At 71.9% G+C, this 24,688-nt stretch carries 25 protein-coding genes, 1 rRNA gene and 1 pseudogene; 10 read left to right on the top strand and 17 right to left on the bottom strand.

Annotation, left to right across the window (positions count from 1 at the left end):
- Both ACIQVI_RS12790 and ACIQVI_RS12785 read right to left on the bottom strand, forming a co-directional pair.
- Positions 1-76: ribosomal RNA gene (locus ACIQVI_RS12790) — 16S ribosomal RNA — on the bottom strand; the annotation flags it as partial.
- A 516-nt stretch (positions 77-592) separates the two neighbouring features.
- On the bottom strand, positions 593-1,255 hold the full coding sequence (locus tag ACIQVI_RS12785; protein ID WP_403594468.1) for a DNA-3-methyladenine glycosylase: 663 nt from the start codon (positions 1,253-1,255) through the stop codon (positions 593-595).
- An 88-nt stretch (positions 1,256-1,343) separates the two neighbouring features.
- Between ACIQVI_RS12785 and ACIQVI_RS12780 the strand changes: the two genes are divergently transcribed.
- The 3 genes from ACIQVI_RS12780 to ACIQVI_RS12770 all read left to right on the top strand — a co-directional run bounded on the left by ACIQVI_RS12780 (position 1,344) and on the right by ACIQVI_RS12770 (position 3,396).
- Positions 1,344-2,126, top strand: a complete 783-nt coding sequence (locus ACIQVI_RS12780; protein ID WP_121830404.1) for a sporulation protein — start codon at positions 1,344-1,346, stop codon at positions 2,124-2,126.
- Between the two features lie 68 nt (positions 2,127-2,194).
- The gene (locus ACIQVI_RS12775) at positions 2,195-2,734 is read left to right on the top strand and encodes a YbhB/YbcL family Raf kinase inhibitor-like protein (protein WP_161374990.1); all 540 of its coding nucleotides are present in this window, start codon (positions 2,195-2,197) and stop codon (positions 2,732-2,734) included.
- A 155-nt stretch (positions 2,735-2,889) separates the two neighbouring features.
- Positions 2,890-3,396 (top strand): HNH endonuclease, encoded by a 507-nt coding sequence (locus ACIQVI_RS12770; protein WP_351971681.1) that lies wholly within the window; start codon positions 2,890-2,892, stop codon positions 3,394-3,396.
- 69 nt (positions 3,397-3,465) lie between these two features.
- Here ACIQVI_RS12770 and ACIQVI_RS12765 read toward each other — a convergent pair whose 3' ends face one another.
- The 4 genes from ACIQVI_RS12765 to ACIQVI_RS12750 form a co-directional block, all read right to left on the bottom strand.
- On the bottom strand, positions 3,466-4,233 hold the full coding sequence (locus ACIQVI_RS12765; protein ID WP_403594464.1) for a sulfite exporter TauE/SafE family protein: 768 nt from the start codon (positions 4,231-4,233) through the stop codon (positions 3,466-3,468).
- 98 nt (positions 4,234-4,331) lie between these two features.
- Positions 4,332-5,270 (bottom strand): SPFH domain-containing protein, encoded by a 939-nt coding sequence (locus ACIQVI_RS12760; RefSeq protein WP_351971683.1) that lies wholly within the window; start codon positions 5,268-5,270, stop codon positions 4,332-4,334.
- Positions 5,271-5,363: 93 nt separating this feature from the next.
- Positions 5,364-5,795: an NfeD family protein gene (locus ACIQVI_RS12755; RefSeq protein ID WP_351971684.1), complete on the bottom strand. Its 432-nt coding sequence runs from the start codon at positions 5,793-5,795 to the stop codon at positions 5,364-5,366.
- Between the two features lie 71 nt (positions 5,796-5,866).
- The gene (locus ACIQVI_RS12750) at positions 5,867-6,664 is read right to left on the bottom strand and encodes an ABC transporter ATP-binding protein (protein WP_030204886.1); all 798 of its coding nucleotides are present in this window, start codon (positions 6,662-6,664) and stop codon (positions 5,867-5,869) included.
- Between the two features lie 136 nt (positions 6,665-6,800).
- Here ACIQVI_RS12750 and ACIQVI_RS12745 point away from each other — a divergent pair, with 136 nt between their 5' ends.
- Positions 6,801-7,592 carry a hypothetical protein gene (locus ACIQVI_RS12745; RefSeq protein ID WP_351971685.1) on the top strand — a complete coding sequence of 264 codons (792 nt, stop codon included), beginning with the start codon at positions 6,801-6,803 and terminating at the stop codon, positions 7,590-7,592.
- 123 nt (positions 7,593-7,715) lie between these two features.
- Here ACIQVI_RS12745 and ACIQVI_RS12740 read toward each other — a convergent pair whose 3' ends face one another.
- From ACIQVI_RS12740 to ACIQVI_RS12730, 3 genes are all read right to left on the bottom strand, one after another.
- The gene (locus ACIQVI_RS12740) at positions 7,716-7,955 is read right to left on the bottom strand and encodes a chaplin (RefSeq protein ID WP_062756710.1); all 240 of its coding nucleotides are present in this window, start codon (positions 7,953-7,955) and stop codon (positions 7,716-7,718) included.
- A 153-nt stretch (positions 7,956-8,108) separates the two neighbouring features.
- A complete protein-coding gene (locus tag ACIQVI_RS12735) occupies positions 8,109-8,753 on the bottom strand; it encodes a response regulator transcription factor (RefSeq protein WP_053642148.1) in 645 nt (214 codons plus the stop codon).
- Positions 8,746-9,891, bottom strand: a complete 1,146-nt coding sequence (locus ACIQVI_RS12730; protein ID WP_351971686.1) for a GAF domain-containing sensor histidine kinase — start codon at positions 9,889-9,891, stop codon at positions 8,746-8,748. The genes ACIQVI_RS12735 and ACIQVI_RS12730 overlap by 8 nt, the downstream gene beginning before the upstream one ends.
- Before the next feature lie 185 nt (positions 9,892-10,076).
- On the opposite strand from ACIQVI_RS12730, the pseudogene ACIQVI_RS12725 reads away from it, so the two are divergent.
- The 3 genes and pseudogenes from ACIQVI_RS12725 to ACIQVI_RS12715 form a co-directional block, all read left to right on the top strand.
- Positions 10,077-10,754 (top strand): annotated as a pseudogene (locus tag ACIQVI_RS12725) (SDR family NAD(P)-dependent oxidoreductase); the annotation flags it as partial.
- A 215-nt stretch (positions 10,755-10,969) separates the two neighbouring features.
- Complete coding sequence (locus ACIQVI_RS12720; RefSeq protein ID WP_403594457.1) at positions 10,970-12,064, top strand: S-adenosylmethionine:tRNA ribosyltransferase-isomerase; 1,095 nt, start codon at positions 10,970-10,972, stop codon at positions 12,062-12,064.
- A gap of 291 nt (positions 12,065-12,355) precedes the next feature.
- On the top strand, positions 12,356-13,132 hold the full coding sequence (locus ACIQVI_RS12715) for a transglycosylase SLT domain-containing protein (protein WP_351971688.1): 777 nt from the start codon (positions 12,356-12,358) through the stop codon (positions 13,130-13,132).
- A gap of 69 nt (positions 13,133-13,201) precedes the next feature.
- Here the strand turns inward: ACIQVI_RS12715 and ACIQVI_RS12710 are convergent, their stop codons facing one another.
- Positions 13,202-15,790: an FHA domain-containing protein gene (locus ACIQVI_RS12710; RefSeq protein WP_403594454.1), complete on the bottom strand. Its 2,589-nt coding sequence runs from the start codon at positions 15,788-15,790 to the stop codon at positions 13,202-13,204.
- 197 nt (positions 15,791-15,987) lie between these two features.
- On the opposite strand from ACIQVI_RS12710, the gene serB reads away from it, so the two are divergent.
- Positions 15,988-17,217 carry a phosphoserine phosphatase SerB gene (serB, locus tag ACIQVI_RS12705; RefSeq protein WP_351971690.1) on the top strand — a complete coding sequence of 410 codons (1,230 nt, stop codon included), beginning with the start codon at positions 15,988-15,990 and terminating at the stop codon, positions 17,215-17,217.
- Positions 17,218-17,370: 153 nt separating this feature from the next.
- Here serB and ACIQVI_RS12700 read toward each other — a convergent pair whose 3' ends face one another.
- The 4 genes from ACIQVI_RS12700 to ACIQVI_RS12685 all read right to left on the bottom strand — a co-directional run bounded on the left by ACIQVI_RS12700 (position 17,371) and on the right by ACIQVI_RS12685 (position 19,792).
- Positions 17,371-17,889, bottom strand: coding sequence for a histidine phosphatase family protein (locus ACIQVI_RS12700; protein ID WP_351971691.1), 519 nt, complete (start codon positions 17,887-17,889; stop codon positions 17,371-17,373).
- A gap of 35 nt (positions 17,890-17,924) precedes the next feature.
- The gene (locus ACIQVI_RS12695; protein ID WP_351971692.1) at positions 17,925-18,128 is read right to left on the bottom strand and encodes a hypothetical protein; all 204 of its coding nucleotides are present in this window, start codon (positions 18,126-18,128) and stop codon (positions 17,925-17,927) included.
- A gap of 165 nt (positions 18,129-18,293) precedes the next feature.
- On the bottom strand, positions 18,294-18,410 hold the full coding sequence (locus ACIQVI_RS12690) for an SGM_5486 family transporter-associated protein (protein ID WP_260321902.1): 117 nt from the start codon (positions 18,408-18,410) through the stop codon (positions 18,294-18,296).
- Between the two features lie 17 nt (positions 18,411-18,427).
- Complete coding sequence (locus tag ACIQVI_RS12685) at positions 18,428-19,792, bottom strand: CynX/NimT family MFS transporter (RefSeq protein WP_403594449.1); 1,365 nt, start codon at positions 19,790-19,792, stop codon at positions 18,428-18,430.
- Between the two features lie 109 nt (positions 19,793-19,901).
- Between ACIQVI_RS12685 and ACIQVI_RS12680 the strand changes: the two genes are divergently transcribed.
- Positions 19,902-20,606, top strand: a complete 705-nt coding sequence (locus ACIQVI_RS12680) for a FadR/GntR family transcriptional regulator (RefSeq protein WP_161373850.1) — start codon at positions 19,902-19,904, stop codon at positions 20,604-20,606.
- On the opposite strand, the gene ACIQVI_RS12675 is transcribed toward ACIQVI_RS12680, so the two are convergent.
- From ACIQVI_RS12675 to fabG, 3 genes are all read right to left on the bottom strand, one after another.
- Positions 20,592-20,993 carry a hypothetical protein gene (locus ACIQVI_RS12675; RefSeq protein WP_403594446.1) on the bottom strand — a complete coding sequence of 134 codons (402 nt, stop codon included), beginning with the start codon at positions 20,991-20,993 and terminating at the stop codon, positions 20,592-20,594. The two genes, ACIQVI_RS12680 and ACIQVI_RS12675, sit on opposite strands and share 15 nt — an antisense overlap.
- 186 nt (positions 20,994-21,179) lie before the next feature.
- A complete protein-coding gene (fabI, locus tag ACIQVI_RS12670) occupies positions 21,180-21,956 on the bottom strand; it encodes an enoyl-ACP reductase FabI (RefSeq protein ID WP_351973817.1) in 777 nt (258 codons plus the stop codon).
- A 5-nt stretch (positions 21,957-21,961) separates the two neighbouring features.
- Entirely contained in the window at positions 21,962-22,681 is a 720-nt protein-coding gene (gene fabG, locus ACIQVI_RS12665; RefSeq protein ID WP_053642135.1) for a 3-oxoacyl-[acyl-carrier-protein] reductase, read from the bottom strand.
- A gap of 444 nt (positions 22,682-23,125) precedes the next feature.
- Between fabG and ACIQVI_RS12660 the strand changes: the two genes are divergently transcribed.
- Positions 23,126-24,649, top strand: coding sequence for a TldD/PmbA family protein (locus ACIQVI_RS12660; protein ID WP_403594443.1), 1,524 nt, complete (start codon positions 23,126-23,128; stop codon positions 24,647-24,649).
- Positions 24,650-24,688 lie beyond the last annotated feature (39 nt).

Below are 24,688 nucleotides of genomic sequence, written 5' to 3'. Positions count from 1 at the left end.
GGCTTCATCGTTCGACTTGCATGTGTTAAGCACGCCGCCAGCGTTCGTCCTGAGCCAGGATCAAACTCTCCGTGAATGTTGACCCGTAATCGGGTGCGACACTCGCGTTGAGCGGAACCACCCGTCGGAATAAGACGAGTGGTTCACAGCGTCCTCGCTGTGTGTGCCACCCCAGGGGGGTGGACTTTTTCAAAGGAACCTCGACCAACCGGAGATCCGGTCGGACGGGGTATCAACTAATCTGGCGTTGATTTTTGGCACGCTGTTGAGTTCTCAAGGAACGGACGCTTCCTTCGTACTCACCCTCGCGGGCTTTCCTCCGGGCTTTTCCCTTCGGTCTTGCGTTTCCGACTCTATCAGATCTTTCCGATCCGATTTCCTCGGTGCTTTCCGGTCCCATTCGCTTTCGCTCCGGGCCCTTCCGGCGTGGTCACTACGTTAGCCGATTTCCTCGGTGACTCATAATCGAGTCATTCGAAACGCATTACGGCACGCCGAAATACGCCCCCGCCGGGGGAATCTTCTTGAGTAGTGGATGGCCGCTACGGGGGTGCTTGAACAAGCAGGCCCTGATCCAGCGGCTCGGGCCACATTACGCACTTCCCCGACCGGAGTCAAGGCGCCTCTTGCGGGGGGTGTGGGCGCGGTACGGGCTCACCGTCCGGTCGCCCTCGATCCAGAAGCGCCAGGGGTGCGGGGCGCCCTCGCCGCCGACGCCCGTGCGGGGGCCGCTGCGGATCAGGGCCGGGGCCGGCGGGGTGCCGGTGAGGACGGCGAGCGGGGCGTCCGGGCCGGCGCAGGCGTCCTCACCGTTCAGGGAGAGTGCCACGTCGAGGGCGGTGGCCAGGCGGGCCGGGCCCTTGGCCAGCTCCTCGTCGTTGCGGGCCGAGCGGCGCCGGGGGCGGGCCTGCTCGGCGCCGCTCACGATCTCCCCCGCGCGCAGCAGGACCCCGCTCGCGCTGCCCTCGGGGCCGCACACCAGGTTCAGGCAGTGCCACATGCCGTAGGTGAAGTACACGTACGCGTGTCCGGGCGGGCCGAACATGACGGCGTTGCGCGCCGTCCGTCCCCGGAAGGCGTGCGAGCCCGGGTCGATCGCTCCGGCGTACGCCTCCACCTCCGTGAGGCGCAGCTCGATCCGTCCTTCCTCCGTGGTGCGAACGAGGATGCGCCCGAGGAGGTCGGGGGCCACCTCCAGGACGGGGCGGTCGAAGAAGGACCGCGGGAGCGGCGTACGGTCGGGGCTCTCGTTCATGGCGTCCGAGCGTAGTGGGGGTGCCGGCGCGGAACCGGTTACCGTCTTCGCGCGTATGTAGGGGTCAGGACTAGAAGGAGTGAAGGCCATGGGATTCAAGAAGCTGCTCGCGAGCCTGGGTGCCGGTGGGGCCACCGTGGAGACGGTGCTCACCGAGGAGAACGTGGTCCCGGGCGGGGTCGTCCAGGGCGAGGTGCGGATCCAGGGCGGGAGCGTCGACCAGCAGATCGAGGGGCTGTCCGTCGGGCTCCAGGCGCGCGTGGAGGTCGAGGGCGGCGACCAGGAGCACAAGCAGGACATCGAGTTCGTGAAGGTGCGCCTCGGCGGGGCCTTCCAGGTGCAGGCCGGTGCGGTGCACGTGGTGCCGTTCGGGCTGGAGATCCCGTGGGAGACGCCGGTCACGGCCGTGTCCGGGCAGCAGCTGCGCGGCATGAACATCGGCGTGACCACGGAGCTGGAGATCGCGCGCGCCGTGGACTCCGGTGACCTGGACCCGATCAACGTGCACCCGCTGCCGGCGCAGCAGGCGATCCTGGACGCCTTCCTCCAGCTGGGCTTCCGCTTCAAGAGCGCGGACATGGAGCGGGGGCACATCCGGGGGACGCGGCAGAAGCTGCCCTTCTACCAGGAGATCGAGTTCTTCGCGCCGCAGCAGTACCGCGGTCTGAACCAGGTCGAGGTCAGCTTCGTCGCCGACGACCGCGAGATGGACGTCGTCCTGGAGATGGACAAGAAGCCGGGTCTGTTCACCGAGGGCAGCGACTCCTTCCGGTCCTTCACGGTGGGCCTGCACGACTTCCACACCACCGATTGGGCGGCTTACCTGAACCAGTGGCTCGCCGAGGTCGGCGGCCGTCGCAACTGGCTCTAGGCTCGGGTGCGCAAGGCCGTCGAGGCGGGACCGCCGAGGCGGCGACGGGCGATACGGAGGGTTTCTACGTGTCCGAGGGCAAGAGGGCGCCGCTCCCCCACGACTTCCATCCGCCGGTGGCGGCGTTCACCGTGGTGAGCGACGACATCGCGCCGGGCGGGGTCCTGAAGGACGCTCAGGTGTACGCGGAGGGGAACACCTCTCCGCAGCTGCGCTGGGAGGGGTTCCCCGCGGAGACCAAGAGCTTCGCCGTCACCTGCTTCGACCCGGACGCCCCGACGGGCAGCGGGTTCTGGCACTGGGTGGTGTTCGACATCCCGGCGTCGGTGACGGAGCTGCCGGCCGGTGCCGGGTCGGGTGCGTTCGAGGGGCTGCCGGCCGGTGCCGTGCACGCCCGGAACGACTACGGCGCGAAGGAGTTCGGCGGTGCGGCTCCCCCGGAGGGGGACCCGGCGCACCGTTACGTCTTCACGGTGTACGCGGTGGACAGCGAGAAGCTGGGACCGGACGCCGACGCCTCGCCGGCGGTGGTCGGGTTCAACCTGCGGTTCCACACGCTGGGCCGCGCCCAGTTGGTCGGTGAGTACGCGGCTCCCGCGGCAGGCTGATCGTTCGTTTGTTGTTTGCCCGCTTCTGGTCTTGGAGAGATCAGAAGCGGGCACCTTTTGTTTCGCGAGAAATTGCGTTGTCCGACCCGGCCGGCCCGGCCATCGTTGATCCAAGCCCGCCAGGGGGGCGGGCCGGCATACGGGAGGTGGGCAACATGCGGGACACGCTGGTACTCAACGCGAGCTTCGAGCCGCTTTCGACGGTCACTCTGCACCGTGCGGTGGTGCTCGTGCTGCAGGCCAAGGCCGTCGTCGAGCAGGCCCATCCCGAGCTGCGGGTGCGCGGTGCCGCCGTCGATCTGCCGGTGCCCCGGGTGATCAGACTCTGCAGATACGTACGGGTGCCCTTCCGAAGACAGGCTCCGTGGTCGAGACGGGGGGTGCTGGTCCGGGACCAGCACCGGTGCGCGTACTGCGGGAGACGGGCGACGACCGTCGACCACGTCGTGCCGCGCGCCCAGGGCGGCAAGGACACCTGGCTGAACACGGTGGCGTCCTGCGCCGAGGACAATCACCGCAAGGCGGACCGGACGCCGGAGCAGGCGGGGATGCCGCTGCTGCACCAGCCGTTCGAGCCGACCCCGGCGGACGCGATGCTGCTCGCGATGCGGGCGAGCGAGCGGTCCGCGCTGCCGGAGTGGCTGGCGAAGTCGGCCGCGTAGTCCGCGTACCCGCGGATCCGTTCCGTATGCGAGGGCCCGTCTCCCCCGGGGGAGGCGGGCCCTTCCGCGTCACTTGAGGGTCAGCTGGAGGATGGCGACGACGCCGACGGCGATGATCACTCCGCGCAGGACCGTGGGCGGGAGCCTGCGGCCGACCTTGGCGCCGAGCTGGCCGCCGATCGTGGAGCCGACGGCGATGAGCAGGACGGCCGTCCAGTCGAAGTCGGCGACGAAGAGGAAGAAGACGGCGGCGACGCCGTTGACGAGGGCTCCGAGGATGTTCTTGACGGCGTTGATCCGCTGGAGGTCGTCGTGGAGCAGCAGGCCCATGAGGGAGAGGTAGAGCACGCCCTGGGCGGCGCCGAAGTACCCGCCGTACATGCTGGCGAGGAGGAGGCCCGTGAGGAGGGCGGGGCCGCCGTCGGGGTGGGCCTCGGATCCGGTCCGTTCGCGCCGGCGCTTGACGGCGGCCGCGATGCGGGGCTGGAGGAGGACCAGGACGAGGGCGAGTCCGATGAGGACGGGGACGATCGCGTCGAAGGCGTCGGACGGCAGGGCGAGGAGCAGGATCGCGCCGACGAGGCCGCCGACGAGGGCGGCGGCGCCGAGGCGGAGGACGCGCTTCCTCTGGCCCTTGAGTTCGCGGCGGTAGCCGATGGCCCCGCTGATGGAGCCGGGGACGAGGCCGAGGGCGTTGGAGACGTTGGCGGTGATCGGTGGCAGGCCGGTCGCGAGGAGGACCGGGAACGTGATCAGCGTTCCCGATCCCACGATCGTGTTGATGGTGCCGGCGCCGATGCCGGCGGCGAAGACCGCCAGGGCTTCCCAGAGGGACAACGCCTTCTCCTTACAAGGTCGGTGAGTCGCCTCCCCGCTCCGGGACCGCCGGGGTCGAGGGGCTCGCACCGATCATGCACGAGAATTACGTGTACGTGTCAGTCAACCGGCGGTTCGTCTCGCCTTTCGGGCGCGCCGGTCTTGGTGTTGAAGCCGGGGGCGCCGCCGCCGATGTTGCCGAAGGCGCCGGAGAGGCCCTTGAGGGCGTCGCCGATCTCGCTGGGCACGATCCAGAGCTTGTTGGCGTCGCCCTCGGCGATCTTCGGGAGCATCTGGAGGTACTGGTACGAGAGGAGCTTCTGGTCGGGGTCGCCGGCGTGGATGGCCTCGAAGACCGTGCGGACGGCCTGGGCCTCGCCCTCGGCGCGCAGTGCGGCGGCCTTGGCCTCGCCCTCGGCGCGGAGGATCTGTGACTGCTTCTCGCCCTCGGCGGTGAGGATCGCGGACTGGCGGGTGCCCTCGGCGGTGAGGATCGCGGCGCGCTTGTCGCGCTCGGCGCGCATCTGCTTCTCCATCGAGTCCTGGATGGAGGTCGGGGGCTCGATCGCCTTGAGCTCGACGCGGTTGACGCGGATGCCCCACTTGCCGGTGGCCTCGTCGAGGACGCCGCGCAGGGCCGCGTTGATCTCCTCGCGGGAGGTGAGGGTCCGCTCCAGGTCCATGCCGCCGATGATGTTGCGGAGGGTGGTGACGGTGAGCTGCTCGATGGCCTGGATGTAGCTGGCGACCTCGTAGGTGGCGGCCCGGGCGTCGGTGACCTGGTAGTAGATGACCGTGTCGATGTTCACGACCAGGTTGTCCTGGGTGATGACCGGCTGCGGCGGGAAGGGGACGACCTGTTCGCGGAGGTCGATCCTGTTGCGGATCGAGTCGATGAACGGGACGACGATGTTCAGTCCCGCGTTGAGGGTGCGGGTGTAGCGGCCGAAGCGCTCCACGATCGCCGCGCTCGCCTGCGGGATGACCTGGATCGTCTTGATCAGGGCGATGAAGACGAGCACCACCAGAATGATCAGGACGATGATGACTGCTGACATCGTGTTCCCCGTGCCCTTCGCTGCCGGTTGACTGCCGGTTTGCTTTCGATGATCGAGTCTCGCAGACGCCGGAACGTCATGGGCGGGGTTCGGTCACATGACCACGGCGGTGGCACCGTCGATCTCGACGACGTCGACCTGTTCGCCCGGTTCGAAGGTCTGTCCGGCGTCGAGCGCGCGGGCGGACCAGATCTCTCCGGCGAGTTTGATGCGGCCCCCGCCGGTGCCGTCGATCCGTTCCAGGACGACGGCCTGACGTCCCCTCAGGGCGTCGACCCCGCTGGAGAGTCCGGGGCCGTCGCCCCTGTGGCGGGCGGCGAGGGGGCGTACCACCGCGATCAGCGCCACGGAGACGACGACGAAGACGAGTACTTGGGGAACGATGCCGAAGCCGAGGGCGGCGGTCACCGCTCCCGCGACCGCTCCCACGGAGAACATGCCGAACTCCGGCATCGCGGTGAGGACCAGGGGAATGCCGAGCCCCACCGCGACGATCAGCCACCACACCCACGCGTCGATGTCCACGTGGTCATGGTAGGGCGGTGGGGCGCCTCCGGGACAGGGCGCGGTGCCGTGCGGTCACGGCGCCCGGCCGGTCACTTGAGCGGCAGGCCCCGGGCGGTCCAGCGGTCCTCCAGTCGCTCGACGACGAGCGGGAGGCCGAAACAGAGCGAGAGGTTGCGGGAGGTGAGCTCGGTCTCGACGGGGCCGGCGGCGAGGACCTTGCCCTGACGGATCATCAGGACGTGGGTGAAGCCGGGGGCGATCTCCTCGACGTGGTGGGTGACCATGATCATGGAGGGGGCGTACGGGTCGCGGGCGAGGCGGCCGAGGCGGCGGACCAGGTCCTCGCGGCCGCCGAGGTCGAGGCCGGCGGCGGGCTCGTCGAGGAGGAGGAGCTCGGGGTCGGTCATCATCGCGCGGGCGATCAGGGTGCGCTTGCGCTCGCCCTCGGAGAGCGTCCCGAACCTGCGGTCCAGGTAGTCGTTCATGCCGAGGCGGTCGAGGAAGGCCTTGGCGCGGTCCTCGTCGACCGGGTCGTAGTCCTCGTTCCAGGTGGCGGTCATGCCGTACGCGGCGGTGAGGACGGTCTGGAGGACGGTCTGGCGCTTGGGGAGCTTCTCCGCCATGGCGATGCCGGCCATGCCGATGCGGGGGCGGAGCTCGAAGACGTCGGTGCCGACGCCGCCGAGCTGCTCGCCCAGGATGCGGGCGGTGCCCTTGGTGGGGAAGAGGTAGCTGGAGGCGACGTTCAGGAGGGTGGTCTTGCCGGCGCCGTTGGGGCCGAGGATCACCCAGCGTTCGCCCTCCTTGACCGACCAGGAGACGTCGTCCACCAGAGCCCGTCCGTCGCGGACCACGGATACGTCCACCAGCTCCAGTACATCGCTCATGAGCGCGTTGTCTCCCCTTGGGGTCGAGTGTCGTCGCCTTGCGCCGGCGGGCGCGGCGTCCAGGGGAAAACCTACGTTATCGCCGGAGCGGGCCGGACAGGCCCTGGTGTTTCCCCCGGGTCCTTAGTCTGGGGGGATGTTTTCGGAACCACGCTCAGGACGTCTGGCCGCCTGGGGCAATGCCCTGCTGGCCGGGGAGGTGTCGCCGGACGAGGCGGCGCTCGCCATTGTCGGGGAGGACGCGGTGCACCGCGTGGAGGGGCTGCCGGGTGAGGCGGGGCCGGTGGGGCTGACGCTGGCCCTGGGGCGGCTGCGGCGGCTCGGGGTGACCGGGTGGCGGGTGGCGCTGCCGGCGCCGGGGCATCCGCTGGGGCTGAGCGGGCCGCCGGACTTCAACGCGCGCGCGTTGGAGGCGGAGGAGGCGGTGGTGGGCTTCGGCGCGCCGTACGGTCTCGTGCCGGAGGTCTCGGAGGCGGGTCCGGCGGGGGACGTGCACGTGGAGGTGGTGTGGCGCTGTCTCGCGGTGCGGGAGGCGCCGCCGGCGGACGTGCCGTCGCTCGGCGAGGCGGAGCGGGAGCTGGCGGAGGCGCTGCGGGACGCGACGGCGGTGCTGACCCGGCTGGACGTGGCGGCCTCGGGCCCGGCGGCGGACGCGGCACGTGAGGCGTACCGGGCCCGGTCGGAGGTGGGCCGCGAGGTCCTGGCCCCCGGTTATCCGCCGCGCGCGGTCCGGGTCCTGGAGCTGGCCCAGCGGATCGGCCTCCTCGTGGACCTGGCGTACGACCACGGCCACGGGGGCGCGGTCAGCGCCTCGGAGATGACGGCACGGGGGGAGGCGCTGCGGCCGGTGGAGCGGGTGGCACGGCGGGCTCAGGTCGCCGCGTACAACGCGTACGTGGAGGAGAGGGAGCGGGAGCGGGGGTTCTGAGGTCTCCGCCTGGGGCGGGGCGGCTGCTGTGGTCGTCGTGGGCCTGGTGCTGCGGCGGCGGTGGGGACAAGGGAAACCCCCGGCCCCGGGGGGATCGTCCGGGGCCGGGGGTTCGGTGGCGGGTCAGTCGTTGACGGCGCCGTTGCCGAAGGCCGGGTTGAGCAGGCCGATCACGTTGACCGTGTTGCCGGAGACGTTCACGGGGACGTGGACTGGGACCTGCACCGCGTTGCCGGAGGCGACACCCGGGGAGTGGACGGCCGCGGCCTCGGCGCCCGCGTCGGCGGAGGCGACGCCCGCACCGGCGGCGACGATGCCACCGGCGACCATGGTGAGGGCGGCGGCCTTCTTGAACTTGTTCACTTGGTGATTCCTCCTGGTCGTCGCTGCGGCCGGTCCGCCGCAGCACGCCCTGGAGAACGCCCCGCCGCCCGGGAGGTTGCGCCGAACGGGGGACGTACACACGACGGTATGAAGGGGTGAACGGTCGTGCGCCCGGCGCGCGACGGGGGCGCGTCAGCGGGTGAGGCCGTGGCGGACCGCCCAGAGGGCCGCCTGGGTGCGGTCCGCGAGGTCGAGCTTCATCAGGATGTTCGATACGTGCGTCTTGACCGTCTTCTCGGAGAGGACGAGGGCGCGGGCGATCTCGCGGTTGGAGCGCCCGTCCGCGATCAGGCCCAGGACCTCCCGCTCGCGTTCCGTGAGGGACGGGCCCCGGCCCGTACCGCCGTGGGAGTCGTCCGGGGAGAGGAGCGCGCCGGCGACCTCGGGCTGGAGCAGGACGTGTCCGGCGTGGACGGAGCGGATCGCGCCGGCCAGGGCGTCGGGGTCGATGTCCTTGTAGACGTATCCGGAGGCGCCGGCGCGAAGCGCGGGGACGACCGTGCGCTGCTCGGTGAAGCTGGTGACGATCAGGACCCTGGCGGGGTTGGCGAGCTCGCGGAGCCGCTTCAGGGCCTCGATCCCGTCCGTACCGGGCATCTTCACGTCCATGAGGACGACGTCGGGGCGGAGCTCCTCGGCGCGGGCGACGCCCTCGTCGCCGTCGGAGGCCTCCCCCACGACCTCTATGTCGTCCTGCACCTCCAGGAAGGTGCGCAGGCCTCGGCGGACGACCTGGTGGTCGTCGACCAGCAGGACGCGGATCGGCTTGTCAGCCACCGGGAACCTCCATCTCGATCGTGGTGCCCTCGCCCGGGGCCGAGGTCACGGTGAGCCGTCCGCCGACGCCGCCCGCCCGGTCCCGCATGGAGACCAGGCCGAGGTGGCGTCCGGCGCTGCGGACCGTACGCGGGTCGAAGCCCTTGCCGTCGTCGGTGACGGTGAGCCGGGCGCCCTGGCCGCTGCGGACGAGGGAGACCCGGACCAGTTCCGCGTCGGCGTGCCGCAGGGCGTTGTGCAGGGCCTCCTGGGCGACCCGGAGGACGGCCTCCTCCTGGGCGGCCGGCAGGGCGCGGGTGCCCGGGCTCTCGAAGGTGACCCGGGCGGAGTGGGCGCGGTCCAGGACCTGGATCTGGGTGCGGAGGGTGTGGACGAGGCCGTCCTCGTCGAGGGCGGCGGGGCGCAGCTCGACGACGGCGGCGCGCAGTTCGTCGGCGGCCTCGGCGGCGAGCGCGGCGACCTGCTGGAGCTCGCCCTTGGCGCGGGCCGGGTCGCGGTCGACGAGGGCGGCGGCGGCCTGGGCGGTCAGCCGGAGCGAGAACAGCTTCTGGCTGACGGCGTCGTGCAGCTCGTGGGCCAGGCGGGAGCGCTCCTCGACGATGGTGAGCTCGCGGCTGCGCTCGTACAGGCGGGCGTTGGTGAGGGCGATGGCCGCGTGCTGGGCGAGGATCGCGAGCAGGGCCTCGTCGTCGGCGGTGAAGCCGCAGCGGCCGTCCTCCTTGGGGCAGCGCTTGTTGGCGAGGAAGAGGGCGCCGAGGGTCTCGTCGCCGTCCCGGACGGGCAGGCCGATGAAGTCGGACATCTCGGGGTGGGCGTCGGGCCAGCCCTCGAAACGGGGGTCCTTGCGGACGTCGGCGAGCCGCTCGGGCTCGGCCTTGTGGAGCATCGAGGCGAGGATGCCGTGCTGGCGGGGCAGCGGGCCGATCGCCCGCCACTGCTCGTCGCTGACGCCGTCGACCACGAACTGGGCGAAGCCGCCGTGGTCGTCGGGGACGCCCAGGGCCGCGTACTCGGCGTCGAGGAGCTCGCGGGCCGAGGCCACGATCGTCTTGAGGACGTCGCGGACCTCCAGGTGGCGGCTCATCGCCAGGAGCGCGGTGCTCACGGCGGCGAGGCCGGAGCTGGGTCGATGGCTCATGTGTTCACCGTACCGGCGGGGCGTGACCGTCCGTATCCGTCCGGGGACGAGGCCGGGGCGGGTCCCGGGACCTAGGTCGAAGTGCCCCCGGCGGTCCGGGCGCGGGGACGAGGCGGCGGGCGGGGGCCGCGCCGGAGGGTGGAGCCGTAGGGGTCCGACCGGAGGCACGGGAAGGTGTGGTCGTCATGGCTGTCGCGATCGTGACGGGGGCGTCGAAGGGGCTGGGCCGGGCGCTGGCCCACGCGCTGGCGGGACGGGGCTGGGACCTCGTGCTCGACGCCCGGACGGCGGAGGTCCTCGAGGAGGCCGCGGCGGCGGTCCGCGCGGCGCACGGGACGCGGGTGGTGGCGCTGCCCGGGGACGTCCGGGACGCGGCGCACCGGCGGGAGCTGGTGGCGGCGGCGCGGGGGCTCGGCGGGCTCGACCTGCTGGTGAACAACGCGAGCGCGCTGGGCGCGGCCCCGCTGGTGCGCCTGGAGGAGCAGTCGCTGGAGGGCCTGCGGGAGGCCCTGGAGACGAACGTGGTGGCGGTGCTCGGTCTCGTGCGGGAGGGGCTGGCGCCGCTGCGGGAGAGCGGGGCGGGGACGGTGGTGGTGGTCAGCTCGGACGCGGCGGTGGAGGCGTACGGGACGTGGGGCGGGTACGGGGCGTCGAAGGCGGCGGTGGACCACTTGGCGGCGGTGCTCGCGGTGGAGGAGCCGGGGCTGCGGGTGTGGGCGGTGGATCCGGGCGACATGGAGACGGACCTGTACGCGGCGGCGGAGCCGGAGGGGGCCGGGGGGCGGCCGGCCCCGGAGACCGTGGTGCCGGGCTTCCTGGCCCTGCTCGACGGGCGTCCGGCGAGTGGACGGTACGGGGTGGCGCCTTCGGCTTCGGATGCGGGGTCGGGTTCGGGGTCGGGTTCGCCTTCGGGCCCGAGCACGGGCGCGGGGTCGCCTTCGGAAGCGGACTCGGCTCCGGGAACGGACTCGGCTCCGGCGGGGGCGTCTTCGGGCGCGGGCGCAGCTGCGGATTCGGGCTCGGCTCCGGGCTCGGACTCGGACTCGGGTTCAGGCTCGGCCTCCGTGGAGGTGGTCCGGTGATTCCGGTGGTGGGCGGGCTGGAGGGGCTGCGCGTGCCGGAGGAGTTGTCGGCGCGGGTGCCGGCCGAGCAGCGGGGGGCGGGGCGCGGCCGGGACGGCGTACGGCTGCTGGTGTCGCGGGGCGCGGCGGTGTCGCACCACGCCTTCCGGGAGCTGCCGTCGCTGCTGCGGGCCGGGGACGTGCTCGTCGTCAACACGTCGCCGACGCTGGCGGCGGCGGTGGACGGGCGGCTCGGGCCCGAGCCGGGCGGGGAGCCGGTGGTGGTGCACTTCTCGACGCGGGGCGACGACGGGCGGTGGGCGGTGGAGCTGCGGTCGCCGGAGCCGTCGGGCAGTACGCGCCCGCGTGCGGGCGGTCCCCCGGGGGCGGTCGTACGGCTGCCGGGAGGGGAGCGGCTGGTCCTGGCGGGGCCGCTGACGCCGGGGAGCGGGCGGCTGTGGTGGGCGCGGGCGTCCGGGGACGTGCCGGGGCTGCTCGGGGAGTACGGGCGGCCGATCCGGTACGGGTACACGGAGCGGGACCAGCCGCTGTCCGCGTACCAGACGGTCTTCGCGCGCCCCTCCCCCGACGGCGCGGGCTCGGCGGAGATGCCGAGCGCGGGGCGGCCCTTCACTCCGGAGCTGGTGGCGGAGCTGGAGGCCCGGGGCGTGCGGATCGCCCCGCTCTCCCTGCACACGGGGGTGGCGTCGGCGGAGGCGCACGAGCCGCCGTACCCGGAGCGCTTCGAGGTCCCGGAGGCGACGGCGGCCCTGGTGAACGCGGTGCGGGCGGGCGGCGGGCGGGTCGTCGCGGTGGGGACGACGGTGGTGCGGGCGCTGGAGTCGGCCGCGTCCGGTGGAGCGGTGCGGGGTGCCCGGGGGTGGACCGGTCTGGTCGTGACGCCCGCGCGGGGCGTGCGGGTCGTGGACGGGCTGCTCACCGGGCTGCACGAGCCGGAGGCCTCGCACCTGCTGATGCTGGAGGCGGTCGCCGGGCGGGCGGCGCTGCGGAGCGCGTACGCCGCGGCGGTGAGGGACCGCTATCTCTGGCACGAGTTCGGGGACGTCCACCTCCTCCTTCCGGAGGAGACGGCTCACTGTGCGCATTGCTGACGCAACGCGGGGTGAGTTCGGGGCCGACCCCGTGTGAGGCGCCGCATAGGACCCACGTCACTTACGAAGCTCCTTAGTGGACACCTTAAGGTCGGATAAGGACGGAGAAAAACGGGCACAGAGGACAGCTGACGACCCGTCCCCGACCCCCCGATCCACTACCCGGCTTCGTACGTCACACCTTTGCCAGCAGATTTTGCTGCCGCTAAGAATTGCATCCGTCGCCGCCGAGTGAGGCGTGTGCCGCCCCCGGCCGGAGCGACCCCCAGCGATTCGAAGAGGTAGTCCTGCATGTCTGCGAACACCCCTGGCCACAGTCGTCGTGGTCTGAAGAAGACCCACAAGGCCACGATCGCCGGCGTCGCCGCTCTGGGCGCCGCGGCCCTCACGCTCTCCCTGGTCCCCGGCAACGGTTCCACCGAGACCGAGCCGCAGGCTCTTTCCGGTACTCAGAAGGTCGCGTGGTCCTACAACGCGAACAGCACCCAGGCCAAGGCGCTGGCCGCCAGTCTCAACGAGCAGCAGACCGCCCTCGGCCTCCAGGCCCAGCAGGAGGCCAAGGCCAAGGCGAACCTCGCCGCCCAGGCGAAGGCCGCCGCCGAGGCCAAGGCCGCGAAGGCCAAGGCCGCCGCCCAGGCCAAGGCCGCCGCGAAGGCGAAGGCCGCTGCCAAGGCGAAGGCCGCCGCGGCGAAGCGCGCCGCCGAGAAGGCCGCCGCCAACCGCTCCGTCACCCGCACCCCGGTCTTCGCGAACAACCTCGACGGCTGGATCCGCGAGGCGCTGTTCATCATGGACAAGCACGACATCCCCGGCACCTACGCGGGCATCCACCGCAACATCATCCGGGAGTCCAGCGGCAACCCGCGCGCCATCAACAACTGGGACATCAACGCCATCAACGGCATCCCCTCGAAGGGCCTGCTCCAGGTCATCCAGCCGACCTTCGAGCGGTACCACGTCAAGGGCACCAAGTTCGACCTGTACGACCCGGTCGCCAACATCGTCGCGGCCTGCAACTACGCCGCCGACCGCTACGGCTCGATGGACAACGTCAACAGCGCGTACTGATCGCGCGCCGGTACGCCGAAGGGCGGCACCCCGCACGGGATGCCGCCCTCGGACGCGTTCGCCGGCCGGTTACTTGCGCATGACCTCGGGCTCGTGGCGGCGCAGCAGCCGCGCCACGAGCACGCAGAAGACGGTGGCCATCAGGAGCTGGACGCCGAGGTCCAGGCTCCACTGGCCGACCGTGTGCTCCCACAGGGGGTCGGTGTCCGTGGGGTTCTTCGGGTCCCACGGCGGCATGAGCCGGGCCAGGTCGAGGGTGGTGCCGGCGCCGGCGATGCCCCAGCGCGACGGCATCAGCCAGGCGAACTGCTCCAGGCCGGGCGAGCCGTACACCTGGAACAGGATGCCGGTGAAGACGACCTGGACGATCGCGAACATCACCAGGAGCGGCATGGTCTTCTCGGCGGTCTTCACCAGCGCGGAGATGACCAGGCCGAACATCATCGAGGTGAGGCCCAGGGCGATGACCTGGACGCACAGCTCGACGGCCGGCGGCATGAAGAGGCCCTCCTCGGGCAGCGCCCGGGTGGAGAAGCCGATGCCGCAGATGATGACGCCCTGGAAGGCCGTGATCAGGCCGAGGACGATGACCTTGGACATCAGGTACGCGGAGCGGGAGAGGCCGGTGGCGCGCTCCCGTTCGTAGATGACCCGTTCCTTGATCAGTTCGCGGACCGAGTTGGCGGCGCCGCTGAAGCACATGCCGACCGCGAGGATCAGCATGATGGTTCCGGCGTCGCCGTTGAAGCGGGACGGCGGGGTCGGCGAGCCGAGGCCGAAGTCGGCCGGGATGACGACCGAGACCGCGCCGAGGACGGCCGGCAGGATCACCATCAGGCCCAGGAAGCCCTTGTCGGACGCGATCACCGAGACGTACCGGCGGATCAGGGTCCACAGCTGGGAGCCCCAGCCCTGCGGCTTCGGCGGGCGGGACATCGCCTGCTGCGGCACCTGGACGGGCTGGGCGGCGACGGCGTCGATGTCCGCGGCGTACATCTGGTAGTGCTGCGAGCCCTTCCAGCGGCCCGCCCAGTCGTACTCGCGGTAGTTCTCGAAGGCGGAGAAGACGTCGGCCCAGGTGGAGTAGCCGAAGAAGTTCAGCGCCTCCTCCGGCGGGCCGAAGTACGCCACCGAGCCGCCGGGCGCCATCACCAGGAGCTTGTCGCACAGGCCCAGCTCGGCCACCGAGTGGGTGACGACGAGGACCGTGCGGCCGTCGTCGGCGAGGCCGCGGAGCAGCTGCATGACATCGCGGTCCATGCCCGGGTCGAGGCCGGAGGTCGGCTCGTCCAGGAAGATCAGCGAGGGCTTGGTGAGGAGCTCCAGGGCGACGGAGACGCGCTTGCGCTGGCCACCGGAGAGGGAGGTGACCTTCTTCTCCTTGTGGATGTCGAGCTTGAGCTCGCGCAGCACCTCGTCGATGCGGGCCTCGCGCTCGGCGGTCGCGGTGTCGCCGGGGAAGCGGAGCTTGGCCGCGTAGCGCAGCGCCTTCTGGACGGTCAGCTCCTTGTGCAGGATGTCGTCCTGCGGGACCAGACCGATGCGCTGGCGCAGCTCGGCGAACTGCTTGTAGAGGCTCCGGTTGTCGTAGAGGACGTCGCCCTCGTTGGCCGGGCGGTAGCCGGTCAGCGCCTTGAGGAGCGTGGACTTGCCGGAGCCGGACGGGCCGATGACGCCGATCAGCGACTTCTCCGGGACGCCGAAGGTGACGTCCTTGAGGATCTGCTTGCCGCCGTCGACGGTGACCGTGAGGTGGCGGGCCGAGAAGGAGACCGAGCCGGTGTCGACGAACTCTTCCAGCTGGCCGCCGACGATCCGGAAGGTCGAGTGGCCGACGCCGACGATGTCCTGCGGGCCCAGGAGGGCCGTGCCGCCCTTGGGGATCGGCTGGCCGTTGACGTACGTGCCGTTGTGCGAGCCGAGGTCGCGGATCTCGAAGCGCCCGTCGGGCGTCGCGTGGAACTCGGCGTGGTTCCGCGAGACCTGGAGGTCGGAGACGACCAGCTCGTTCTCCAGGGCACGGCCGATGCGCATGACGCGGCCGAGGGAGAGCTCGTGGAACGTGGTGGGGCTGCGGTCGGAGTAGGCCGACGACGCCCCCGCGACGGCGCCGGGGTGACCCTGGCCGGGCCCCTGCTGGTGCGGGACCTGCGGCGGCTGCTGCCAGCCGGGCTGCTGCGGTGCCTGGTGCGGCTGGTGGTGCTGCGGCTGCTGCTGGTGCTGCGGCGGTGCCTGGTGGGTGAGCCACTCGGCCTGCTCGGCGGCCTGGTGGGCCGGGACGGGCTGGGCCACCGGCGGCTGCTGGTGCGGCGCGGGCTGCTGCGCCGGCTGCTGGGGCTGGTGCCCGGCCTGGGCTCCGGCGGCGAGATTCAGCCGCGGGCCGTCGGTCGCGTTGCCCAGGTGGACGGCCGAGCCGGGGCCGATCTCCATCTGGTGGATCCGCTGCCCCCGGACGAACGTGCCGTTCGTGGAGCCGTGGTCCTCGATGACCCAGCTCCGGCCGCCCCAGCTGATCGTGGCGTGCCGCCACGAGACCCTGGCGTCGTCGATGACCAGGTCCCCCTGCGGGTCCCGGCCCACGGTGTACGACCTGGACGGATCGAGGGTCCAGGTCCTTCCATTCAATTCCAGTACGAGTTCTGGCACTCCATGCCCCACTACTTGTCCCCCGATGTACCCCCGTCGCTGGGAGTCCAGGGATGGCGAACATCCGGGGGGAACTATTTCAGGCCCGGTCCCCTCTCCGAAAGTCGGGCCGCGGGACGGGGGCCGGAGGAGCCTCCCGGGCGCCCGGGTGTCCGGTACGCGGGACGGGGGGCCGGGGGGCGCGCGGTGCCCGATACGGTGGGACCACCATGAGCGCATCGCAGATCTCAGACGTTCCCCCCTCGGACGTTCCCACCCTTCTCGTCAAGATCTTCGGGAAGGACCGCCCCGGGATCACCGCGGGACTCTTCGACACCCTCGCCGCCTACTCCGTCGACGTCGTGGACATCGAGCAGGTCGTCTCGCGCGGCCGGCTCGTCCTGTGCGCGCTCGTCACCGAGCCGACCGTCGCCTCGCAGGGCGAGCTCCGGGCGACCGTGCACAGCTGGGCCGAGTCGCTGAAGCTCCAGGCCGAGATCATCTCCGGTACGGGCGACAACCGCCCCCGGGGCGAGGGGCGCTCGCACGTCACCGTGCTCGGCAACCCGCTCACGGCGGAGCAGACGGCGGCCATAGCGGCCAGGATCGCGGAGACCGGCGGCAACATCGACCGGGTCTTCCGCCTCGCGAAGTACCCGGTGACGGCGGTCGAGTTCGCGGTCTCGGGCTGCGAGACCGAGCCGCTGCGGACCGCGCTCGCGGTCGAGGCGCACACCATCGGGGTCGACGTGGCCGTGGTCTCCGCCGGTCTGCACCGGCGCGCCCAGCGGCTGGTCGTCATGGACGTGGACTCGACCCTGATCCAGGACGAGGTGATCGAGCTCTTCGCGGCGCACGCGGGCTGCGAGGACAAGGTCGCCGAGGTGACGGAGGCCGCGATGCGCGGCGAGCTGGACTTCGAGCAGTCCCTGCACGCGCGGGTGGCGCTGCTCGCCGGTCTCGACGCCTCGGTGGTGGACAAGGTGCGCGCCGAGGTGCGGCTGACGCCCGGGGCCCGGACCCTGATCCGTACGCTCAAGCGGCTCGGCTACCAGGTGGGCGTGGTCTCCGGCGGGTTCACCCAGGTCACCGACGACCTGAAGGAGCGGCTGGGGCTCGACTTCGCCTCGGCCAACACCCTGGAGATCGTGGACGGGAAGCTCACCGGGCGGGTCACCGGGGAGATCGTGGACCGGGCGGGCAAGGCGCGGCTGCTGCGCCGGTTCGCCACGGAGGCGGGGGTGCCGCTGGCGCAGACCGTGGCGATCGGCGACGGGGCCAACGACCTGGACATGCTGAACGCGGCCGGGCTCGGGGTGGCGTTCAACGCCAAGCCGGTGGTGCGCAGGGCGGCCGACACGGCGGTGAACGTGCCGTTCCTGGACACCGTGCTCTATCTGCTCGGGATCACGCGCGAAGAGGTCGAGGCGGCGGACGGCGGCGAGGACCTGCTGCACTGAGCCGTGGACCGGCCTTCACGGCGAGGAGGGCCCGGCCGTCCTGGGGACGGCCGGGCCCTCGTGCGTACGGGAAGGGGCGCGGGCCCGTCGATCACGCGGCCCGTCAGCGTGCGGGGCCGTCAGTCGTGGGGGTCCGTCAGTCGTGGGGACCCGTCAGTCGTGCGGGGTCCAGAAGTCGACGAGGCTGCCGACGCCGTGCTCCACCGACTTCCAGGTGCCGTCGAAGGTGAGGACGGCGAAGGCGGAGGTGGGGAAGCCGCTGCGGTTCATCCGGGTCGCGGTGTCGCCCTCGGCCCGGCCCGCGAGGGCGTCGGCGAGGGCGTGCATCCCGGGGTTGTGGCCGATGACCAGGAGGTCGGAGACCTCGTCCGGGACGTCGTTGAGCAGGGCGATGAGTTCGCCGAGCGAGGCCTCGTACAGCCGGTCCTCGTACACGGTCCTGGGGCGCTCCGGCAGTTCCTGCACGGCGAGCTTCCAGGTCTCGCGGGTTCTGACGGCGGTCGAGCAGAGGGCCAGGTCGAAGCCGATGCCGGTCTCGGCGAGCTTGCGGCCCGCGACGGGGGCGTCCGAGCGGCCTCGTTCGGCGAGGGGGCGCTCGTGGTCGGACACCTGGGGCCAGTCTGCCTTCGCGTGCCGGAGCAGCACGATCCTGCGGGGTGTATCGACGCTCATGGTCCACAGCTTCGCACGAAAAGGGCCGCTCCGACTCAGAGAGTCAGCGTTTGCCTGACCTGCTCCAGGAACCGTCCGACCGTCGGGTCTCCCCCGGTCGCGTGGGCCTCTCCCGGCCCGGTCATGAGCAGCAGGAGGGCGACGAACGCGGCCGCCGGGAGGGCGAGGGCCCACCAGGACAGCCGGGTGTCGACGCCGGTCGCCGTGGTTCCGCTGCCGCTGCGCGTACGGACCGACATGGCCGCCTCCGGGGTGGGTGGGTCTCCGCTTTCGCCGTCGACTCCACCGTACGGAGCGCGGGGGCGGCGGCCCATCCGGTGATCCACCCACTCGACCCTGAGACCCGCCCCCTAGGGGATGCGGGGGCTAACCCCCCTGCCGGGGACCGGCCTCCCGCCGGAGGGTCACGGGGCGGCGATGGAGGCGATGACTCCGATGACGACGGTGATGGCGATCATCGCGCCGAAGACGGCGAGCAGCTTCTTCTGGCCGTTCGGCGGATTGGGTTCGAGGACTGGCATGGGAACAGTCTCGCACCTCAGCATTCGTCCTCGACCGTCCGGTCCCTGCCCGCCAGGATTCCGACGATCATCTGAGGCACCATCAGCCCGCCCATGAGCGCGATGGGCAGTCCCCAGCCGCCGCTGTGCTGGTAGAGCACGCCGACGAGGAGGGGGCCGGGGATAGAGATGAGGTAGCCGACGCTCTGGGCGAAGGCGGAGAGGCGGACGACTCCGGCGCCGGTGCGCGAGCGCATTCCGATCATGGTGAGGGCGAGCGGGAAGGCGCAGTTGGAGACGCCGAGCAGCACCGCCCAGACCCAGGCTCCGGCGGCCGGGGCGAGGAGGAGGCCGGTGTAGCCGCCGAGGCCGCACAGGGCGAGGGCGACGACGATCGGGCCCTGGGTCTTCATGCGGGTGGCGAGCCGGGGGATGACGAAGGCGAGCGGGACGCCCATGACCATGGTGACGGCGAGGAGCACGCCCGCGGTGGAGGCGGGGACCCCGGCGTCGCGGAAGATCTGCGGCATCCAGCCCATGGTGATGTAGGCGCCGGTGGCCTGGAGGCCGAAGAAGGCGCCGAGGGCCCAGGCGGTGCGGCTGCGGGTGACGCGCGGCGCGGCGGCCGGCGCCTTCGCCTCCGTGCGGGAAGAGCCGGTCTCCGTGCGGGAAGAGCCGGTCTTCGTAGAGGAAGGGCCGACCTTTGTACGGGAGTCGCGGTCGCGGTCGCGCAGGAGCGGGAGCCAGGGCAGGACGGCGAGGGCGGCGAGGGCCGCCCAGACGCCGAGGCCGAGGCGCCAGTCCCCGCCGAGCGCGTCGGTCAGGGGGACGGTCGCGGCGGCGGCGACGGAAGTGCCGAGGGCGAGCGCCATGGAGTACAGGCCGGTCATGGTGCCGACGCGGTCGGGGAAGTACCGCTTGACGATGACGGGCATCAGGACGTTGCTGACGGCGATGCCCATGAGGGCGAGGGCGCTGGCGGCGAGGAAGCCGGCGGTGCCGCCGGCGAGGGGCCGCAGGAGGAGGCCGGTGAAGATCGCGGCCATGCCCGCGCAGACGACGGCGGCGGGGCCGAAGCGGCGGGCGAGGCGCGGGGCGGTGATGCCGAAGACCGCGAAGCAGAGCGGCGGCACGGAGGTGAGGACGCCGGCGACGCTGCCGCTCATGTGGAGTCCCTCGCTGACCTCTTCGAGGAGGGCGCCGAGGCTGGTGATGGCGGGGCGCAGGTTGAGCGCGGCCAGGACGAGTCCGACGGTGACCGGGACGAGGAACCGGCGGGCCGGAAGGGCCGGGGCGGCCGGGGACGCCGTACCGGCGGGGCGGGCGCGGTCCGGTGCGGGAGAATCCCCGGCGGTGGCGGCCGGTCGTGCGGCGGGGTCGAGGGTCTTCGGCTCGTCAGGCATGAGGTCATCATAGAATCATGGGATGATTGGTTGTCCAATCTCGAACGTCCCGAAGCAAGCCCCGAAGCAAGCCCCGAACGAAGCCCCCGAACGAATGGGAAGGTCCCCCATGGCCCTCGGCCATCCCCGGCGCGCAGGTCTCTCCGACCAGGTGATCGCCGAGCTGCGGAACCAGATCACCTCCGGCGAGTGGCCGGTGGGCTCGCGCATCCCGACCGAGCCCGAGCTGGTCGAGCAGCTGGGCGTGGCCCGGAACACGGTGCGCGAGGCGGTCCGCGCGCTCGCGCACAACGGGCTGCTCGACATCCGGCAGGGCTCCGGGACGTACGTGGCGGCCACCAGCGAGCTGGCGGGCGTCATGCACCGGCGCTTCGCCGGCTCCGACCCCCGGCACGTCGCCGAGCTGCGCTCGACCCTGGAGTCCGCCGCCGCGCGGTTCGCGGCGGAGCGGCGCACGGAGCGGGACCTGAAGCAGCTCGACGCCCTGCTCGTACGGCGCGAGGAGGCGTGGGGGACGGGGGACGCGGAGCGGTTCGTGACGGCCGACGCGGCCTTCCACCACGCGGTCGTCGCCGCCTCGGGCAACGAGGTGCTGACGGAGCTGTACGCGGACCTGGGCGATCTGCTGCGGCAGTGGCTGCGGGACGACGTGGGGCAGGAGCTGCGGCCGGAGAACCACATGGACCACGCGCGCCTGGTGGACGCGATCCGGGACGGCGACGCCGAGCGGGCCGGTGCGGAGGCGGCCGGCTACCCCTTCATGTGCCTGCGGAGCCCGGCGCCGGACGCCGTACCGGGCTCAGGGGCCCGATGAGCCCGGCGCGGGTTCCGGGTCCGCCGGCTGGTGGGTGATCCAGGCGGACCGGACCTCCTTCCAGCAGCGGCCGGTGAGCTGGGCGTAGTCGGCGGGGCCGACGTCCACGGGGGCGCTGTCGGTGTCCACGTCCCACCACTGCTCGCACTCGACGTGGAGGCGGACCCGGTCGGTGCGCGGGTAGGGGTTCTGGCAGTGGGCGGTGACGCGGGAGCCCTCGACGTCGGTGCGGCAGGAGGCGCCGAAGTTCTCCGGCTCACCGGCCGCGGGAGCGGCGGGTTCCTCGGCCGGGGCGGGCGCCGCGCGCACCTCGGCGGCGAGGGCGACCCCGGTCAGCAGCACGGCGACCGAGGCGAACGCCCCGAATCCCTGGCGTATCACGCGCATGTCCGTACCTCCTCCCCGTCAGCAGCAGACCTTCACGCTCCGCACCAGTCTGGGGTCGTTCGGGCTACTTTTCGAGTCGAGTGTTCGATTACGGCGTTCGGGAGCCCGTGGCCGGGGAGACGGCGAAGGGCCGTGCGCACCGCCCCGGAGGGCGGGCACACGGCCCTGGAGTCCGTACGGAAGGCGTCAGGCGCCGATCGCGTGCAGACCGCCGTCGACGTGGACGATCTCGCCGGTCGTCTTCGGGAACCAGTCGGAGAGCAGCGCGACGATGCCGCGGCCGGCCGGCTCCGGGTCGGTGAGGTCCCACTCCAGCGGGGAGCGGCTGTCCCAGACGGAGGCGAGCTCGCCGAAGCCCGGGATGGACTTGGCGGCCATGGAACCGAGCGGGCCCGCCGAGATCAGGTTGCAGCGGATGTTCTGCTTGCCCAGGTCACGGGCGATGTAGCGGCTGGTGGCCTCCAGGGCGGCCTTGGCCGGGCCCATCCAGTCGTACTGCGGCCAGGCGAACTTCGCGTCGAAGGTGAGGCCGACGACGGAGCCGCCCTCGCTCATCAGCGGCAGCAGCGCCATCGTCAGGGACTTCAGGGAGAAGGCCGAGACGTGCATGGCGGTGGCGACGGACTCGAACGGCGTGTTGAGGAAGTTGCCGCCGAGCGCGTCCTGCGGGGCGAAGCCGATGGAGTGCACGACGCCGTCGAGGCGGTCGCCGAGGTGCTCGCGGACCTGGCCCTCCAGGCGCGCGAGGTGCTCGTCGTTGGAGACGTCGAGCTCCAGGACCTTGACGTCCTCGGGCCGGGGCAGCTTCTTGGCGATGCGCTCGGTCAGGGTCGGCCGGGGCCAGGCGGTGAGGATGATCTCCGCGCCCTGCTCCTGGGCCAGCTTCGCGGCGTGGAAGGCGATGGAGGACTCCATCAGCACACCGGTGATGAGGATGCGCTTGCCCTCGAGGATTCCACTCATGGTGATCAGTGACCCATGCCCAATCCGCCGTCAACCGGGATGACGGCTCCAGTGATGTACGCGGCGTCGTCGGAGGCGAGGAACCGCACCGCGGCGGCGATCTCCTCGGGCTGCGCGTAGCGGCCCAGCGGCACCTGGGACACGATGCCCGCGCGCTGCTCGTCGGTGAGCACCGCGGTCATGTCGGTGTCGACGAAGCCGGGGGCGACGACGTTGAAGGTGATGTTGCGGGAGCCCAGCTCGCGCGCGAGGGAGCGGGCGAAGCCCACCAGACCGGCCTTGGAGGCGGCGTAGTTGGCCTGGCCCGCGGAGCCCAGCAGGCCGACGACCGAGGAGATCAGGACGACGCGGCCCTTCTTGGCGCGCAGCATCCCGCGGTTGGCCCGCTTGACGACCCGGAAGGTGCCGGTGAGGTTGGTGTCGACGACGGAGGTGAAGTCCTCCTCGGACATGCGCATGAGGAGCTGGTCCTTCGTCACGCCGGCGTTGGCCACGAGGACCTCCACCGGACCGTGCTTCTCCTCGATCTCCTTGTACGCCTGCTCCACCTGCTCGCCGTCGGTGATGTCGCACTTCACGGCCAGGCAGCCCAGCTCGGCCAGTGCGGCCGGCGGCTCGCCGGAGCGGTACGTGAAGGCGACCTTGTCGCCGGCCTCGGCGAACGCGCGGGCGATGGCGAGGCCGATGCCCCGGTTTCCTCCGGTGACGAGAACCGAGCGGCTCAACGGATCACCCTTTCGATAGCGGTCTGGTAGCCGAAAACCTATCTGCATCGCTCCCGACATGAGGAATCGACCTCCGACAGTGGCGTAAGGGCCGCTCTGTCGGGTCCCTACAGCCCGGGGGCTCCGGAGGGCGGCCGCCCGGCGGCCCGCGACCGGGCCCGCGCGGGGTGCCGTCCGGGGGCGCGAGAGGCGTGGTCCGGGGCGGGGGAGCCCGTCCTCCGGCCGCCGGACCGCCGGCCGGGAAGCGCGGCCCGTACGCGGCCGGGCGGCCCTGCGAGTACCGGAGCGCCTTGTGTCGTCACCCCAAGGCCCGCTGTGCGGTGGCCGGTTGGGTCCGGTTCCGCCGAGGGCGCACGGCAATGCGCCGCCCCGACCGCCCCTCCCGTGATTGACTTCCCGGGCAGTTCCGTGACCGTCTTCCGATCACCGAGAGCGAGGCCGCTCGTGGGCCATCAGATCGACCCTTCGTTCGTCGCGCTGCCCCTTCGGGCACTCGCCGACGCCGCGCTCGCCCGAGCGCGCGCGCTGGGTGCCGAGCACGCCGACTTCCGCCTGGAGCGGGTGCGCAGCGCCGCGTGGCGGCTGCGCGACGCCAAACCGTCCGGATCCTCCGACACCACGGACCTCGGCTACGCGGTGCGGGTGGTGCACGGCGGGGCCTGGGGGTTCGCCTCCGGGGTCGACCTGACCATGGACGGGGCGGCCAGGGTCGCCTCGCAGGCGGTCGCCATGGCCAAGCTGTCCGCGAAGGTGATCGCGGCGGCCGGCTCCGAGGAGCGCGTGGAGCTGGCGGCGGAGCCGGTGCACGAGGACAAGGTGTGGATCTCCTCGTACGAGATCGACCCCTTCTCCGTGCCCTCTGAGGAGAAGAGCGCCCTGCTCGCCGACTGGAGCGCGCGGCTGCTGCGGGCGGAGGGCGTGGCGCACGTGGACGCCTCGCTGCTCACCATCCACGAGAACAAGTTCTACGCGGACACGGCCGGCACCGTGACCACCCAGCAGCGCGTGCGGCTGCACCCGCAGCTCACGGCGGTGGCCGTGGACGGGACGACCGGTGAGTTCGACTCGATGCGGACGATCGCGCCGCCGGTCGGGCGCGGCTGGGAGTACCTGACCGGCACGGGCTGGGACTGGGACAAGGAGCTGGACGAGATCCCGGCGCTGCTGGCCGAGAAGATGCGGGCGCCGAGCGTCGAGGCCGGGCGGTACGACCTGGTCGTGGATCCGTCGAACCTGTGGCTGACCATCCACGAGTCGATCGGGCACGCCACCGAGCTGGACCGGGCGCTCGGCTACGAGGCGGCCTACGCGGGCACCTCCTTCGCCACCTTCGACCAGCTGAACAAGCTGACGTACGGCTCCTCGGTCATGAACGTGACGGGCGACCGGACCGCCGAGCACGGGCTCGCGACCATCGGCTACGACGACGAGGGCGTCGAGGCGCAGTCCTGGGACCTGGTGAAGGACGGCACGCTCGTCGGCTACCAGCTGGACCGGCGGATCGCGAAGCTCACCGGCCTCGGCCGGTCGAACGGCTGCGCCTTCGCGGACTCCCCCGCGCACGTGCCGGTGCAGCGGATGGCGAACGTCTCGCTCCGGCCGGACCCGGGCGGCCTGTCGACGGAGGACCTGATCGGGGGCGTGGAGCGCGGGATCTACGTGGTCGGCGACCGGTCCTGGTCGATCGACATGCAGCGGTACAACTTCCAGTTCACCGGGCAGCGCTTCTTCCGCATCGAGAACGGGCGGCTGGCCGGGCAGCTGCGGGACGTCGCGTACCAGGCGACGACCACGGACTTCTGGGGCTCGATGGAGCAGGTCGGCGGCCCGCAGACGTACGTGCTCGGCGGCGCCTTCAACTGCGGCAAGGCCCAGCCGGGCCAGGTCGCCGCGGTCTCCCACGGCTGCCCCTCCGCCCTCTTCCGGGGCGTCAACATCCTCAACACGACGCAGGAGGCGGGACGATGAGCGCACGCCACCAGATCTGCCGGGGGTCCGGGGGTCGTC

The organism is Streptomyces sp. NPDC098101, from assembly GCF_044760185.1.
Taxonomy (GTDB): Bacteria; Actinomycetota; Actinomycetes; order Streptomycetales; family Streptomycetaceae; genus Streptomyces.
Note: the sequence above shows the minus strand (reverse complement) of the source record. Positions and strands in the feature narration are given on the sequence as shown.